The sequence below is a fragment of the Polycladospora coralii genome, from assembly GCF_014773435.2.
Classification (GTDB): domain Bacteria; phylum Bacillota; class Bacilli; order Thermoactinomycetales; family Thermoactinomycetaceae; genus Polycladospora; species Polycladospora coralii.
The window spans coordinates 412,675-427,448 of sequence record NZ_JACXAG020000002.1; the positions used below are offsets into that span (position 1 = coordinate 412,675).

General features: G+C 40.0%; 18 protein-coding genes. 16 read left to right on the top strand and 2 right to left on the bottom strand.

Annotated elements, in window-relative coordinates:
• Window positions 1-72: 72 nt before the first annotated feature.
• On the bottom strand, window positions 73-1,014 hold the full coding sequence (locus tag IC619_RS06260) for a Na/Pi cotransporter family protein (protein WP_249669727.1): 942 nt from the start codon (window positions 1,012-1,014) through the stop codon (window positions 73-75).
• 86 nt (window positions 1,015-1,100) lie between these two features.
• The gene (locus IC619_RS06265; protein ID WP_191138953.1) at window positions 1,101-1,400 is read right to left on the bottom strand and encodes a hypothetical protein; all 300 of its coding nucleotides are present in this window, start codon (window positions 1,398-1,400) and stop codon (window positions 1,101-1,103) included.
• A gap of 95 nt (window positions 1,401-1,495) precedes the next feature.
• Here IC619_RS06265 and IC619_RS06270 point away from each other — a divergent pair, with 95 nt between their 5' ends.
• The 16 genes from IC619_RS06270 (at window position 1,496) to glyS (ending at window position 14,741) form a co-directional block, all read left to right on the top strand.
• Window positions 1,496-1,840 carry a histidine triad nucleotide-binding protein gene (locus IC619_RS06270; protein ID WP_191138952.1) on the top strand — a complete coding sequence of 115 codons (345 nt, stop codon included), beginning with the start codon at window positions 1,496-1,498 and terminating at the stop codon, window positions 1,838-1,840.
• A 276-nt stretch (window positions 1,841-2,116) separates the two neighbouring features.
• Complete coding sequence (rpsU, locus tag IC619_RS06275) at window positions 2,117-2,290, top strand: 30S ribosomal protein S21 (protein ID WP_191138951.1); 174 nt, start codon at window positions 2,117-2,119, stop codon at window positions 2,288-2,290.
• Between the two features lie 16 nt (window positions 2,291-2,306).
• Entirely contained in the window at window positions 2,307-2,750 is a 444-nt protein-coding gene (locus tag IC619_RS06280; RefSeq protein WP_191138950.1) for a GatB/YqeY domain-containing protein, read from the top strand.
• Between the two features lie 130 nt (window positions 2,751-2,880).
• Window positions 2,881-3,075 (top strand): alpha/beta-type small acid-soluble spore protein, encoded by a 195-nt coding sequence (locus IC619_RS06285; RefSeq protein WP_191138949.1) that lies wholly within the window; start codon window positions 2,881-2,883, stop codon window positions 3,073-3,075.
• A gap of 227 nt (window positions 3,076-3,302) precedes the next feature.
• Complete coding sequence (gene yqfC, locus IC619_RS06290) at window positions 3,303-3,560, top strand: sporulation protein YqfC (RefSeq protein WP_224749479.1); 258 nt, start codon at window positions 3,303-3,305, stop codon at window positions 3,558-3,560.
• A 14-nt stretch (window positions 3,561-3,574) separates the two neighbouring features.
• Window positions 3,575-4,783 carry a sporulation protein YqfD gene (gene yqfD, locus IC619_RS06295; RefSeq protein WP_191138947.1) on the top strand — a complete coding sequence of 403 codons (1,209 nt, stop codon included), beginning with the start codon at window positions 3,575-3,577 and terminating at the stop codon, window positions 4,781-4,783.
• Between the two features lie 4 nt (window positions 4,784-4,787).
• Entirely contained in the window at window positions 4,788-5,762 is a 975-nt protein-coding gene (locus IC619_RS06300; protein WP_191138946.1) for a PhoH family protein, read from the top strand.
• A gap of 12 nt (window positions 5,763-5,774) precedes the next feature.
• Window positions 5,775-7,931 (top strand): HD family phosphohydrolase, encoded by a 2,157-nt coding sequence (locus IC619_RS06305; RefSeq protein WP_191138945.1) that lies wholly within the window; start codon window positions 5,775-5,777, stop codon window positions 7,929-7,931.
• Between the two features lie 2 nt (window positions 7,932-7,933).
• Complete coding sequence (gene ybeY, locus IC619_RS06310; protein ID WP_191138944.1) at window positions 7,934-8,404, top strand: rRNA maturation RNase YbeY; 471 nt, start codon at window positions 7,934-7,936, stop codon at window positions 8,402-8,404.
• Window positions 8,405-8,442: 38 nt separating this feature from the next.
• Window positions 8,443-9,132, top strand: a complete 690-nt coding sequence (locus tag IC619_RS06315; RefSeq protein WP_191138943.1) for a diacylglycerol kinase — start codon at window positions 8,443-8,445, stop codon at window positions 9,130-9,132.
• Between the two features lie 50 nt (window positions 9,133-9,182).
• On the top strand, window positions 9,183-9,587 hold the full coding sequence (locus tag IC619_RS06320) for a cytidine deaminase (protein WP_191139351.1): 405 nt from the start codon (window positions 9,183-9,185) through the stop codon (window positions 9,585-9,587).
• Window positions 9,580-10,479: a GTPase Era gene (gene era, locus IC619_RS06325; RefSeq protein ID WP_191138942.1), complete on the top strand. Its 900-nt coding sequence runs from the start codon at window positions 9,580-9,582 to the stop codon at window positions 10,477-10,479. The genes IC619_RS06320 and era overlap by 8 nt, the downstream gene beginning before the upstream one ends.
• A gap of 86 nt (window positions 10,480-10,565) precedes the next feature.
• The gene (locus IC619_RS06330) at window positions 10,566-10,700 is read left to right on the top strand and encodes a YqzL family protein (RefSeq protein ID WP_191138941.1); all 135 of its coding nucleotides are present in this window, start codon (window positions 10,566-10,568) and stop codon (window positions 10,698-10,700) included.
• A 17-nt stretch (window positions 10,701-10,717) separates the two neighbouring features.
• Window positions 10,718-11,464, top strand: a complete 747-nt coding sequence (gene recO / locus IC619_RS06335) for a DNA repair protein RecO (protein ID WP_191138940.1) — start codon at window positions 10,718-10,720, stop codon at window positions 11,462-11,464.
• Between the two features lie 310 nt (window positions 11,465-11,774).
• On the top strand, window positions 11,775-12,656 hold the full coding sequence (gene glyQ / locus IC619_RS06340; RefSeq protein ID WP_191138939.1) for a glycine--tRNA ligase subunit alpha: 882 nt from the start codon (window positions 11,775-11,777) through the stop codon (window positions 12,654-12,656).
• Window positions 12,657-14,741, top strand: a complete 2,085-nt coding sequence (glyS, locus tag IC619_RS06345) for a glycine--tRNA ligase subunit beta (protein WP_191138938.1) — start codon at window positions 12,657-12,659, stop codon at window positions 14,739-14,741.
• Window positions 14,742-14,774 lie beyond the last annotated feature (33 nt).

Below are 14,774 nucleotides of genomic sequence, written 5' to 3' on the forward strand. Positions count from 1 at the left end.
ATCGGACTAAACCATTCATGCAAATGAGATGAAGATCAGTCGGAATTTCGATTCCATCTGATCTTTTTTAGATTATGGTCCCGCTTTTTCAGGGACAAGTAATGAGACCCCTTGCGCAAACGGATGGATGAAGGGTAAAACAACGATCGAACAAATAATATTAAATAGGGTTTGAATGTGCGCAATCTGAGTAGCGGGATCTGATGAGAGAAGTGGAGCGTACTCGCTAATAGGATATATAAATGGAATAAATATGGCTACACCTGCTACATTTAAGATGAAATGTGCGAGGGCGACCCGTTTGGCAGCGATACCCGTTTGTATAGCTGCCAGGATCGCTGTCACACAAGTCCCTACATTACTTCCAAACACGACCGCAATAGCAAATGGCAATTCAATCACACCTGTAGCGTAAAAGCCCATCGTAATCGCAATACAAGCACTACTGCTATGTATGAGTGCGGTTATCACACATCCAACAAATAATCCCATCCAAACAGGAGAAATTTGATGATTAAGTAGCCAAGCAAGCATTCCATGTTCTTGCAAGGGGGTTGCGACCCAACGCATGGCATCCATACCTAAAAAAATGCAACCAAACCCAATGGAGGCTAGTCCTAGATTTGAAATCACTTTTTGTAGCGGGAGCAACCATAAGAGAACACCGATTATGATTAAAGGAAGAGCAAAATCCTCTATATTTAAAGCCATCACTTGTGTCGTTACTGTTGTGCCAATATTGGTTCCAAGTATGATCCCGATTGAATGTGTAAAGGTAAGCATACCTGCGTTGACAAAGCCGATGGTAAGCACCGTTACGGCGCTACTACTTTGTAGAAAAGCAGTCGTGGCAATGCCTGTACTAAAACTTCTCAGTGGTGTTTTGGTAAATCGTAGTAAGGCAAGACGTAATCTTTCACCAGCCATTTGTTCCAATCCAATACGCATCACTTGTAAACCGAACATGAAGATGGTCAACCCAGTGGCAAATGGAATAATGATTTCCCTCATCATAGGCGTTCACTCCTTATACTTCTTTATATATGGTGGACAAAGTAAGATCATGACAAGGAGTGAACTGGGGACAAATCAGAATGTGATTATTTATTCTGAGTAGGGAGATACGGCGTAGATTCAAGCCCATTAAACTCGGGTCGATAAGGTTGTGACCAACCGGGTAGAGCACGAGGGCGTTCTTTCTTTAACGTATTTTGATCACCCTTGACCGGCTCGGGCTCTCCAAAAATGGCCCATGAATTTGGATGTGAATGATGACAAGGTTCAACTTGTACCGTCTCAGTCGTGTCATTTTCTTGTTGTTGAAGATAATGGATCACTTCTTCGCGTACGATCGCACGAATTGTACGAAGCAAACGGGACCGCTCATTCGAATTGTCCATGTTCGTTCCTCCTCAAACCGTTTTCGTGGTATATTATATGCAAAGAGATGCTTTAGGTGTTTGTGTATGCATATTACTGAAGGAGGTATACAAAATTGAGTGATTGTATTTTTTGCCACATTGTTTCTGGAAACATTCCTTCTAATAAAGTGTATGAAGATGACGATATTTTAGCTTTTCATGACCTACATCCTGCGGCACCGACACATGTTTTGATCATACCTAAGAAACATATTGCCTCATTAAGCGAATTTCCCGTTGAAGAAGAAGCGCTTGCTGGTAAGCTATTACTACGTATTCAACAAATTGCAAAAGAGCTAGGCTTACAAGAAGAGGGTTACCGCGTTGTGAATAACATGGGTGAATTAGGTGGGCAAACGGTGCATCACATTCACTTTCACCTATTAGGTGGTCGAAGTCTGATGTGGCCACCAGGTTGATCGTTTTGACAAAATCGTAGACATTATAGTATAATACATTTTGACTTTTTCTGTCTGAAGGATTGTTATAGTTGCATACATGGAAGTCGTAAAGATTGTGCTATAAACGATTTGGACAGTTACATGAAACTAAGCTCCACTTTTGAATTGAGGTAGAGTTTAGGAAGTCATGCAGGTGTTTATGGGGCTACTGTTGCTCATGTGCAAAGACCCATAACTTGAGCATAGGTTAGCTTTCTAAGGCGGCCTAGCTGACCCGTGGAGGGAGGGAATAGCATGGTCGAGACACGTGTTCGTAAAAATGAATCGTTAGACAGCGCTTTGCGCCGTTTTAAACGCTCCTGTTCCAAAGACGGAGTTCTCTCCGAAGTTCGTAAACGTGAGCGTTATGACAAACCGAGCGTCCGTCGTAAGAAGAAATCGGAAGCAGCTCGCAAAAAGCGTCGTTAGGTGAGGTGTCGTACGAGTGAGTCTTCAAGAGCAACTAACACAGGACATGAAGTCTGCTCTTAAAAATAAAGAGAAGACAAAGCTGTCTGTGATTCGCATGTTACGTTCTTCGATCAAAAAAGCTGAAATTGATAAGCGTAGTACATTAGGTGACGACGAAGTGCTCGATGTGATTGTCAAAGAAGTAAAACAACGTCGGGATTCTATACGTGAGTTTGAGAAAGCAGGTCGTGATGATCTTGTTCTGAACGAACAGGAAGAGATGAAAGTATTAGAATCCTATCTTCCTGAACAACTCTCAGAAGAAGAACTCCGACTCATTATTCAATCTGCTGTATCAGAAGTAGGAGCAACTTCAAGAGCTGATTTGGGGAAATTGATGCCTGTCATTATGCCTCAAGTGAAAGGCAAAGCGGATGGCAAAAAAGTGAACCAGATTGTGATGGAGTTTCTAAGCTAAGTGAATACGATATAAAAGTTCCTTTTCTATTTCTAGAAAAGGAACTTTTTTTGTTAAAACTTGGTTATTTACAAAGCTGATAGAAAGAGAGATCGAACAAATACTAAATGAAATGAAGGAGGTGATATCTATGACGTCTAGATCGCGAAGTAATGCGTTACTTGTTCCTGGTGCGAGTAATGTTTTAAACCAATTTAAAGAAGAAGTGGCACAAGAATTTGGTGTAAACCTCGGATCAGATACAACGGCTAGGGCAAACGGATCAGTAGGTGGCGAGATAACCAAACGTCTGATTGCGCAAGCACAAGGGGGACTAAAATCTTAGTCCTTCCCAAATCGGGTACCTCCCCTCATATCATTAAAGGGAGGGGGGAGGGCTAAGATAAATAAAATGATATTTCTAAAAAAACAAATGATTAATAAGGTGATGAATTGCGTAATCCCAACATAAATGAAAAGGGAGATGCATAATAGTGAAAAGAGAAATCAGTAACACCACGACTTATATGGTAAAACATAGCATTTGATGCGTAGGAGAGGATGGTGGGGGTTTTGCGTAAATGGGCAACAGAATGGCTTGACTTACCACCAGACGTTACGAGTGATGCACCCCGTATCGAAATGATTGGGGCGCATCGACTACAAATTGAGAATCACAGAGGGATACAACAATTTAAAGATACAGAATTGAAGTTAGGTGTCCATGGAGGTGCGCTCTCTATTATAGGTGAACAATTAAAAATAAGAGCAATTGATTCTGAGAGTATTTACATAGAGGGAAAGATTGATCAGTTGAAATATCTTACGTAAGGAGAGGAGAGCAATTGCTTGATATACAATTACCACCCGTTTTATTAGGCCGAGTTGTCGTTGAGTGCAGAGGCATGAAATTGGCTTCTTTTTTAAACTTAATCACAAAAGCAAATATACGGGTCTACGATATTTATTGGGTGGACGAGCACAGGTTAAAAATGACCGTACTTTTGTCGCAGTTTTACGAGTTGGTTAAATTGATGAAACAGAATCAAGTCCGTATGAGAATACTTCATAAATCAGGTCTCCCATTTTATATGGAGAAAGCTAAAAAAAGAAAGTGGTTTTATGTGGGTGCCATTTTGTTCCTTTTCTCACTGTATGGCCTCACTTCTTTTATTTGGAATGTCGATATTGAGGGAAATAAAAAAATACCTGCTAGTCAAATTCAAAACATTTTGAAGCAAGAAGGTGTATTTGTGGGTCAGTGGAAGAGAAGATTGCCAGACACTGTACTGCTCCAAGAAAATTTGCTGAGAAAAATGGATGATACTTCATGGGTGGGTGTGCGTACAGAAGGGACACGCATGATTATTACCATCGTAGAGAAGAAAGTACCTGAACCAAATGATGATCAAGCGAAAATTCGCGAACCTGTCCATCTGATTGCCAAAAAAAATGCACTTATTTATGAAATGAAGGTAGATCGTGGAAATCCCAAAGTTAAAGTAAATGATATGGTTAAAAAAGGTCAAATTTTAGTATCCGGTATATATGGAGATGGAGAGCAGAATAACACAAATCAAATTGCGGGTGCAAAGGCTAGTATTTTAGGTGAGGTATGGTATGAGTCTGAAATTGAAATTCCGCTTGTACAAAAGAAAAAGGTTTACTCGGGTTATCGTGAAAAAGGACGCTTCCCCTACGTATTTCGGTTTCAATTAAAAAATCCTTTTTTTTCACCCCCGTATAAACAGTATGAACAAATACAACAAATAGATCGTATGCGTGTTGGGAATTGGGAACTTCCTTTTGGTATTATAGAAGAACAGTATCTTGAAATGCAATGGGTTCGTTCCCAACTATCAGAAGAAGAGGGAATTAAGTTGGGATTGGAACAAGCCAAGTTAGAATTATTAGCAGATTTAGGAAAGGGTAGTCAAATCGTTGCTGAAAAAATTTTGCACCACCGTCAAGAAAATGGTAAAGTTTATGTGAAAGTACACTTTGACGTGGTAGAGAACATAACCGAAAAACAACCGATTTTTCAAGGAGAATGAGCCATTGCCATATCAAAATAAAACCGTACGGGTTAAATTGAGAGATCATAGCGAGGCAGCTAGTTTATTCGGCCCACAAGATGTTTTTTTGAAGCAGATCGAACAGAATAGTACAGCCAAGATTGTTTCAAGAGGCGGAGAAATTTTGCTTGTCGGATCAGAAGAAGAGCTACAAGTATTAGAACAGTTATTTGTGGCTTTACTCGGATTAATTAGACAGGGGATTACGTTGACTGAACGTGATGTGAGCTATGCCTATGGCTTAGCTCAAGCCGGCAAAATTGATGAACTACAGGAATTGTTTCAAGAAGAAGTGGGCGTAACTTTAAAAGGACAAGTAGTTCGTGTGAAATCACTTGGTCAAAGACATTACATTACGGCGATTAAGAAATCAGATATTGTTTTTGGTGTGGGTCCTGCGGGGACCGGTAAAACTTTTTTAGCAGTAGTCTTAGCGGTAATGGCTTTAAAAGCACAACAAGTGAACAAAATTGTACTTACACGACCAGCGGTTGAAGCGGGTGAAAATTTAGGTTTTCTACCTGGTGATTTACAAGAGAAGGTAGATCCTTATTTGAGACCGTTATATGATAGTCTATATATGATGCTAGGTATGGAACAAGTAGGTCGTATGATGGAGCGCGGATTGATTGAAGTTGCTCCACTCGCATATATGCGTGGGCGTACACTGGAAGACGCTTTTGTCATTCTAGATGAAGCACAAAATACCACTCCTGAACAAATGAAAATGTTTTTGACAAGACTAGGGTTCGGCTCAAAAATGGTGATTACAGGGGATGTGACACAAGTTGATTTGCCTCGTGGCAAACGTTCTGGTCTAAAGGAAGCGGAAAAAATACTGAACAATGTATCAGAAATACGCTTCGTTCATTTGGGGCAGGACGATGTTGTACGACATACGCTTGTACAAAAGATTATTGACGCCTATGAGCAAATTGATAACGAGGCGAGTTCATAAGGAGACGGTTCGATGAGAGTAATGATAAATGAACCGCTGGGAAAGATTAAACGGTTACTTAGCTTAAAATGGGTTTCCATCAATCGAATGCAGTTCCTCATGTACGCGATCTTTGGGATCGCGTACTATTTGTTGTTAATCAACCATGTGTTACCAGAACAGTATGATATTCAATTGGGGGATGCAAGCCCACAAACCATATCTTCTCCGGTTAATACGATTGATAAATATGCAACCAGTCAAGCGAAACAAGCGGCAGCTGAAGCGGTAGAACCTGTATATGTGATTGATGAACAAATAAAGCCAAAACAAATAGAAAGAATTGAGCGTATTATTCAAGGAGTACGTGAAGTAAATAAAACGACCCTTCCAGATGAAGAGAAAAAAGTGCGATTCCGCGTTATTTTTAAAGATGCGATGGATCAATCTTTCAGTGAAGGGTTTTATCAAACTTTGCTTGAGATGAATGATGGGCAATTAACCAAAATTCGCAAAGGTACAATTGAGATTATCTCGCAAATATTTGAGAATGGTGTTAAGGAAAGTAATTTGGAAGAGAGTAAACAGAAAGTAGATGCTCATCTTTCCAATAAATTTTTTGCTGTGGATGGTCTAGATCGTAATGCGGCATCGATTGTAAGCGAATTGAGCAAACGCAGTGTGATCGTCAACTCGACGTATAACGAAGAGAAGACCAATGAACGGCGTCAAGTAGCTCAAGATAATATTAAATCAGTCGTTATTGATAAAGGTCAGCTCATTGTAGCGAAAGGGGAGCAGGTGACAGAGGACCAGTATCGAAAGCTATCGGAGTTAGGTCTCTTAAAAAATAAGCTAAATATTGTTCCCTACATCGGCCTAGCGCTTTTTATTTTTTTGTTACTGATTTTTCTACATGTATATGTAAATCGATTTCATCCTAAAATCTATGACGATAACACCGGTTTACTTTTATTTTTCAGCGTGCTAATGCTCACGCTAATTGGAATGAAGTTTGTTACAATTGGACAAAATGCGGAGTGGAGCACGATTGGCTATATTGCACCAGTTGGTTTAGCTGCGATGCTGATCACATTGCTTCTCAATATTGAGTTAGCGTTAGCCGCAGCTGTTTGGATCGGTCTTTCTGCCAGTATGATGTACAATGGGGATACGCATTTGTTATTTGACTTCCGTTTTGGGTTAGTAGCAGTGGTAAATGGGGTTACGGGTGCATTTGCACTGGCTAGTGTAAGAAGACGAAGCAATATTTTGATTGCGGGCATTATCGCTTCGATCACGAGTACATTGGCAATTGTAAGTATGTACCTGATGGTTCCTACACAGGGTTCGTGGGAACAAACGATTGAACTAGTTGGTTTTGGATTGATAAGCGGCATGCTATCTGCTGTACTTACAATTGGTTTTTTGCCGTACTTTGAAACCTTATTTGGGATCTTGTCTCCGCTTCGCTTACTAGAATTAAGTAATCCAAACCATCCTTTACTACGTAAGTTATTAATCGAAGCGCCTGGAACCTACCACCATTCTATTATTGTAGGGAATTTGGCTGAAACAGCGGCAGAAGCTGTTGGTGCTGACGGTTTATTATCTCGTGTAGGTGCCTATTATCATGATTTAGGAAAGACAAAGCGTCCACAATTTTTTATTGAAAACCAGATCTTCAAAGATAATCCCCATGACAAAATTTCAGCTCAATTGAGTAAAACGATTATCGTATCTCATACCAAAGATGGTGTAGCGTTACTGCGTCATTATAAATTACCCAAGCCACTCCAAGATATTGTGATGCAACATCATGGGACTACTTTAATCAAATACTTTTATTATAAAGCGCTCAATCAAGAAAAAGATGGAAAGCAAGTTGTGGAAGAAGATTTTAGATATCCTGGTCCAAAACCTCAATTTAAAGAGGCGGCTATCGTCGGGATATGTGATTGCGTGGAAGCAGCTGTCCGTTCATTAGCAAAACCAACACCGAAACGGATTGAAAACTTAGTACGCAAAATCATTCGAGAGCGTCTGGATGATGGACAGTTTGATGAGTGTGATCTCACTTTTAAAGAATTAGATCAGATTGCGATTGCGATTTGTGAAACTTTACAAGGGATATTTCATAATCGAATTGAATACCCAGACGAACCAAAAAAGGTTAAAGGGGAGCAGTAAGTATGGCATTACAGATTGCGATGGAGTATGAAACTGAATGGAATGAGAACGAACGCGATGCAATAGATTGGATGAAAAAAGCATTGGCACAAGCGGGAGTTACAGAGCAATTACCCCCATCAGAAGTTGTTGTTACACTGGTAGATAACGAACGCATTCAGCAATTAAATCGTGAATACCGTAATATAGATAGACCAACTGACGTTTTATCATTTCCACTATGGGAGCCGAATGAAGACTGGGTTTTGAATGAAGAAGAAGAAAGGGTTCCATTAGGAGATATTATCATTTCCATAGACAAAGCGAGAGAACAAGCAGAAGCTTATCGCCATTCTTTTAATCGAGAATTAGGATTCCTAGCTGTACATGGTTTATTACATCTACTGGGATATGATCACGAAACAGAAGAGGAAGAACACGAGATGATTCGAAAACAAGAAGAAATTTTAAATCACATTCAGTTAAGTCGATAAAATCATTCCTCCAATCCGAACACGAGGGAGGTACCCTGATGTGGTTCAGTAAATTGATAAAAAGCTTTGGCTATGCTTTAGAAGGCTTAATGTATACATTAGTTACACAGCGCAACATGAGAATTCACTTTTCAATCGCCCTGCTCGTTCTGCTCTTCAGCTTATATTTGCCCATTCGAAAAAGCGAAGTTTTAATCTTATTTGTATCGATTACTTTGGTATTATTTGCTGAATTGATTAATACGGCGATTGAGGCTGTAGTGGATATGGTTTCACCAGAATATCATCCACTCGCTAAAGTGGCCAAAGATGTTGCGGCAGGTGCGGTATTATTGACGGCTGGCTTATCCATTATAGTGGGGGCTAGCATTTTTTATCCATACTTAAATATGCTCTTTACGATATTAGTCGGGAATTATACGCACCCTGTTGGTATGGGGATTGCAGCGATCATTGTATTTAATTTTTTCTTTACGATGTTTTTAAAAGCTTGGTCACATCGAATGGGAAAAGCGGAGCTAGAACCTAGTATGACTACTTCTAGTGGTTTTTGCATTGCTACCTTGATTGTTCACGTCATTCCTAACTTAGTGGTTGCTTTCTTGGTACTTTTACTTCTCATCATGCTTATATCTTTACGCATTCGGTTGAATCCCAAACGAATGCCAATAATAATCGGCGCTTGTCTGGGAACAATTGTGTCATGGATTGGCATGTTACTGTTGTAAATGGAGCTAGCACTTCTTATAATAAAAAAACAGACTAGAGGGAGGTAATCATATTGGCAAAAGAGCTGGTAAAAGCTGCGATAGAAGCGAGTACATATGCATATGTACCTTATTCGAAATTTAAAGTAGGAGCAGCATTACGAACAGCAGACCAAGATATCATAACGGGATGTAATGTGGAAAACGCATCGTATGGGCTGTCTAATTGTGCTGAACGCACGGCAATTTTTAAGGCAATCTCAGAAGGAAAAACAAAATTCACCGGGATTGCGATTGTAGGTAAAACAGATGGCCCAATCTCTCCATGTGGAGCGTGCCGACAAGTACTAGCAGAAATGTGTCCTCCAGATATGAAAGTGTGGTTAGCAAATTTTTCAGGAGAGGTATTGGAAACAACTGTGAAAGCCTTACTTCCGGGGGCATTTAGTAAAGGGGATCTGACAACCATTGAGTAATTTCAAATCAGGATTTGTTGCTTTAATCGGGCGTCCTAATGTAGGGAAGTCGACATTGATGAATCACGTAATTGGTCAAAAAGTGGCTATTATGTCAGATAAAGCACAAACGACTCGTAATAAAATTCAAGGTGTATATACGGATAATGATGGACAAATCGTTTTTTTGGATACACCAGGCATCCATCGTCCGCAATCTAAATTAGGTGAGATTTTAGTAAAAACTGCTACTGATGCACTAGAAGAAGTCGATATGATCTTATTTTTAGTAGATGTGGAAGCAGGATTAGGTGCTGGCGATCGTTTTATTATTGAGAATTTAAAAGGGATCGAAACGCCTGTGTATCTCGTATTAAACAAAATTGATCGCGTGCATCCAGAAGCATTGCTTCCATTAATCGATCAATATCAAAAGTTATATTCGTTTACTGAAATTGTACCGATTTCCGCTTTACAAGGTAATAATACTTCTACATTGCTTGAGCTCATTTTTAAACGTCTGCCAGAAGGTCCTCAATTCTACCCCAGTGATCAAGTAACCGATCATCCAGAACGGTTTATTGTTGCTGAATTTATTCGTGAAAAGGTGCTTGAACTGACCCGAGAAGAAATACCACACTCTGTGGCAGTGGTTGTGGACCAAATGAGTGAGCGTGAGGGTCAAGATATCATTGATATCTATGCGACGATCTTTACAGAGCGAAAATCACAAAAAGGAATATTAATTGGCAAGAACGGTGTCTTGCTTAAAGAAGTTGGAAAGCGTGCACGCATTGAAATGGAGCGTTTGCTTGGCTCTAAAATCTATCTCAACTTATGGATTAAAGTGAAAAAAGACTGGCGTAATGAAGAAATGATGTTAAGACAATTAGGTTATCGTGATGAAGAGTAAATGATTGACAATATTTCCATCTCATACTCCATTCGAAGAAAGGTCATTCTAAGTACGAAGATATCTTTGCGAAAGGATGAGGCTAGTTGCTACACTTTAGTTGGAATTGCTTTGAGGTAACTGGCGATTTAGATGCCTATCTACTGTACAAAGATATAGAATCGTATACGAAGTTACGTGATGACCTCAACAATGGAATGGAGGATGATGATAGTAAATAGAAAGGACGACCTTGGTTGTGTTAATAAAATTTGAGGGGATAGTCCTACGTGCACGAAGTTATGGGGAAAGTAATCAGGTGTTGACCATCTTTACTGAACAGCAAGGAAAAATGGCGATTATGGCGCGAGGTTCTAAAAAAACAAAAAATCGCTTTGGTGCAGTAACAGAGCCATTTACAGAAGCCATTTTTGTTTGTTATAAAAGTACGGGTATGGGAACATTATCGCAAGCTGATCCGATTGCTTCTCACTATCGTATTCGCGCTGATTTATTACTTACTTCTTATGGTGCTTATTGGTTGGAGTTAATAGATAAAGCAACCGAAGAGAACCAATCACATCGGGTGCTTTATCATTTCCTAGTGGAAGGATTAAATCGATTGGAAGAAGGAGTTGATCCTGATATCCTTACGCGGATGATGGAATTACAGATTTTGCGTACCATCGGTTCAGCTCCGATCTTAAATCGATGTGCAAGTTGTACAAAAGAAAAAGTACCCATTCGATTTAGTGTGAGTCAAGGTGGTTTTCTTTGTCAGGATTGTGCATTAGAAGATCCGTATGCGTTTCACATCACCAAACCTGTCGCGTATATCATGCGTACTTTGGCAGAAGCGCCACTTAATCGTTTAGGGCATATACAGGTGAAATCTGAAACAAAAGAACAAGTAGAAAGATTGATCCATGCATTTATAAATGAATACTTCCCTGTTTCCTTGAAGTCATTTATATTATTAAATCAGATTCGAAATACATGGAAATGAATACCTTATATATTGACTCTTCTTCTGATTTATGCTATACCTTTAACATAAAGTAAAGTGCATTGATAGAAAAAAGTAACATGGCTTCCTTAAGCATGAAGCGAACTAGGGATGGTGCGAGCCTAGTCTTGGAGCGATGTGAATGGCAATTCTTGAGCACAAGTTGGATAGATAAAAGTGGATGGGTAATGATTGCCGATCAAATAGGGTGGAACCGCGGGAATGAAAGCCTCTCGTCCCTATGACCATGGATATAGATGGTCATAGGGACGAGAGGCTTTTTTAATGAAAGAAGAGGTGTATATATAAAATGAATATGCAACAAATGATTCAACAATTAAAAGATTATTGGGCCGAGCAAGGTTGTATCTTAGTCCAGCCATACGATGTAGAAAAGGGTGCGGGGACTTTAAATCCGATGACTTTTCTTCGTTCTTTAGGGCCAGAACCTTGGAAAGTTGCTTATGTAGAACCATCAAGACGACCTGCTGATGGCCGCTATGGTGAAAATCCAAATCGTTTATACCAACACCATCAATTTCAAGTGATTTTAAAACCTTCCCCAGATGACGTACAAGATCTTTATTTGCGTAGCTTAAAAACTTTGGGAATCGATCCATTAAAGCACGATATTCGCTTTGTAGAAGATAATTGGGAAAATCCTACATTTGGCGCTGCGGGCTTAGGTTGGGAAGTTTGGTTGGATGGGATGGAAGTAACGCAGTTCACTTATTTTCAACAAGTAGGAAGTATGGATGTGTCGCCGATATCAGTTGAACTCACCTATGGCTTAGAGCGACTTGCTTCTTATATTCAAGATAAAGAGTCAGTATACGATCTCGAGTGGGTACCCGGTGTAAAATACGGCGATGTATTTCAACAACCAGAATATGAACACTCTAAATATACTTTTGAGCTATCCAATCAAGATTTACACTTTCGTTTATTCGATGCATTTGAGGAAGAGGCCATACGCGCTTTAGATGAAAACTTAGTTTTTCCGGCATATGATTATGTACTCAAATGCTCCCATCATTTTAATTTGCTAGATGCCCGTGGTGCGATCAGTGTTACAGAAAGAACAGGATACATTGGCAGAGTCAGAAATCTATCTAGACGACTTGCCAAAGCTTATGTAGAAGAACGTGAAAAACTGGGCTTTCCGCTTTTACAGCGAAAGGAGGGAAAATAGATGCAATACCATCAATTATTGCTAGAAATAGGCTGTGAAGAAATTCCTGCTCGTTTTGTGGACGATGCGATACAGCAATTACAAGAAAAATTATGTGCTTGGCTTAGTGAAGCGCGTATTTCTTATGGTGATGTAAAAGTCTTTTCCACACCGCGTCGACTTGCCGTTTTGATTGAGCGTGTTGCGGAAAAACAAAATGATCTGGAAGAAGAGATAAAAGGACCTCCAGAGCGAATTGCCCGTACATCTAAAGGTGAGTGGTCAAAGGCGGCAGAAGGCTTTGCCCGTAAACAAGGTATCTCGACAGAGCAACTTACGATTAAAGAATTAAAAGGAGAAAAGTATGTATATGCCAATGTGTATCATAAAGGTAAGCCTACATCATCGCTTTTATTAGAGGGTGTACCTGTGGTACTTAGCCACTTACACTTTCCTAAAACGATGCGTTGGGGTGACAATCCAACTCGTTTTATTCGTCCGATTCGCTGGATGGTATGTATGTTAGATGAACAAATCATACCGATTAGGTGGGCTGGTGTTGTTGCCGGAAATCGAAGTAGTGGGCATCGTTTCCTAGGAGGTCAAGTGGAGCTGAAGTCTGCGGTAGAGTATGAAACATGCTTAGCAAGTCAATTTGTTATTGCAAATTCAAATCAGCGTCGCCAGATCATATTGAACCAAATCAAAAAAATTGAAGAAGATCAGGGTTGGGTCATTCCGGTAGATGAAGATCTACTCAGTGAAGTTGTACAATTGGTAGAATACCCCACTGCTTTGTATGGTGAATTTGATGATAAATATTTAGGTTTACCCAAACCGGTACTCATTACGACAATGCGAGAGCATCAAAGGTATTTTCCAGTAGAAGCTCAAGCGGGCTCTTTGCTCCCATATTTTGTGACGGTGCGAAATGGGAATGAATTTAGCTTAGAGCAGGTTGCGAGCGGAAATGAAAAAGTGTTGCGAGCACGATTAGCAGATGCGCAATTTTTCTATGATGAAGATTTAAAGTTATCCATTGCGGATGCACTTGCGAAGTTAGATCATATGATCTTCCAAGAGGAGTTGGGTACGGTAGGGGATCGTGTAAGACGTGTGTACGACCTTGCTGTCACATATGGCAAGACCTATGGTCTTAATGAAGAGGTAGCCGTACATTTGGACCGTGCTGCCCAAATATGTAAGTTTGATCTATCTACGCAAATGATCGGTGAATTTCCTGAATTAGAGGGAATTATGGGTGCGGATTATGCAAAACATGCGGGTGAAGCGGAGGCGGTTATAGAAGCGATACATGAGCATCATTTACCGCGCACTGCTGGCGGCGCATTACCTCAATCTGAGCTAGGCACGATCTTATCACTTGCCGATAAAATAGAAGTAGTCGTTGCCAGCTTTAGCATTGGAAATCAGCCAACAGGTTCACAAGACCCATATGGATTGCGAAGAAAAACAGCGGCCGTAATTCAACTTTTACTACAACCATCTTATCATCATTTATCTTTACGTTTCATGCTCTCTAAAGCAGTGGATCGATTTGAAGTGCAATCCTTGCTTAAGGTGTCGCGAGATGAATTGATAAACGATTTAAATCAATTTTTTGCATTGCGATTAAAAGTGATTTTTCAAGAGAATCGAATTCGCTATGATGTGATTGATGCAGTGTTAGAGGCAGATATGGATCGTCCAGCATTTATGTTAGAAAAGGCTAAGCTGATCATGGATCAAGTAGACCGAGAAACGTTTAAGTATGAAGTAGATGGTTTTACCCGTGTTTCCAACTTAGCTCAAAAAGCAGATCATCTTGTACTTGATCCATCACGCCTAAAAGAGACAGCCGAAAAAGATTTATACCAGACTTGGTTTAAGGCTAAGGAGCAATTTACCCTCGCCGAACAAGCGCAAAATGCTTCTCAAATGTATGAAGCACTGGTTACAATGGTACCTGCTATCCATCAATTTTTTGACGAAGTGATGGTCATGGTTGACGATCAAGCCACTCGTCAAAATCGCTTGTCTTTATTACGTGAAATTGATCTACTGACACAACGCTTTATGGTATTTAATCAGATCGTATTTGCTTGATTGTAAACAGGGCTTTAACTGAAGCCCTGTTAA

What these genes read in the sequence shown, in the direction of transcription:
- glyQ (WP_191138939.1), top strand. Translation starts at nt 11,775, where the DNA reads ATGAATATGCAACAAATGATTCAACAATTAAAAGATTATTGGGCCGAG.
- glyS (WP_191138938.1), top strand. Translation starts at nt 12,657, where the DNA reads ATGCAATACCATCAATTATTGCTAGAAATAGGCTGTGAAGAAATTCCT.
- rpsU (WP_191138951.1), top strand. Translation starts at nt 2,117, where the DNA reads ATGGTCGAGACACGTGTTCGTAAAAATGAATCGTTAGACAGCGCTTTG.
- ybeY (WP_191138944.1), top strand. Translation starts at nt 7,934, where the DNA reads ATGGCATTACAGATTGCGATGGAGTATGAAACTGAATGGAATGAGAAC.
- IC619_RS06260 (WP_249669727.1), bottom strand. Translation starts at nt 1,014, where the DNA reads ATGATGAGGGAAATCATTATTCCATTTGCCACTGGGTTGACCATCTTC.
- IC619_RS06265 (WP_191138953.1), bottom strand. Translation starts at nt 1,400, where the DNA reads ATGGACAATTCGAATGAGCGGTCCCGTTTGCTTCGTACAATTCGTGCG.
- IC619_RS06305 (WP_191138945.1), top strand. Translation starts at nt 5,775, where the DNA reads ATGAGAGTAATGATAAATGAACCGCTGGGAAAGATTAAACGGTTACTT.
- IC619_RS06285 (WP_191138949.1), top strand. Translation starts at nt 2,881, where the DNA reads ATGACGTCTAGATCGCGAAGTAATGCGTTACTTGTTCCTGGTGCGAGT.
- IC619_RS06315 (WP_191138943.1), top strand. Translation starts at nt 8,443, where the DNA reads ATGTGGTTCAGTAAATTGATAAAAAGCTTTGGCTATGCTTTAGAAGGC.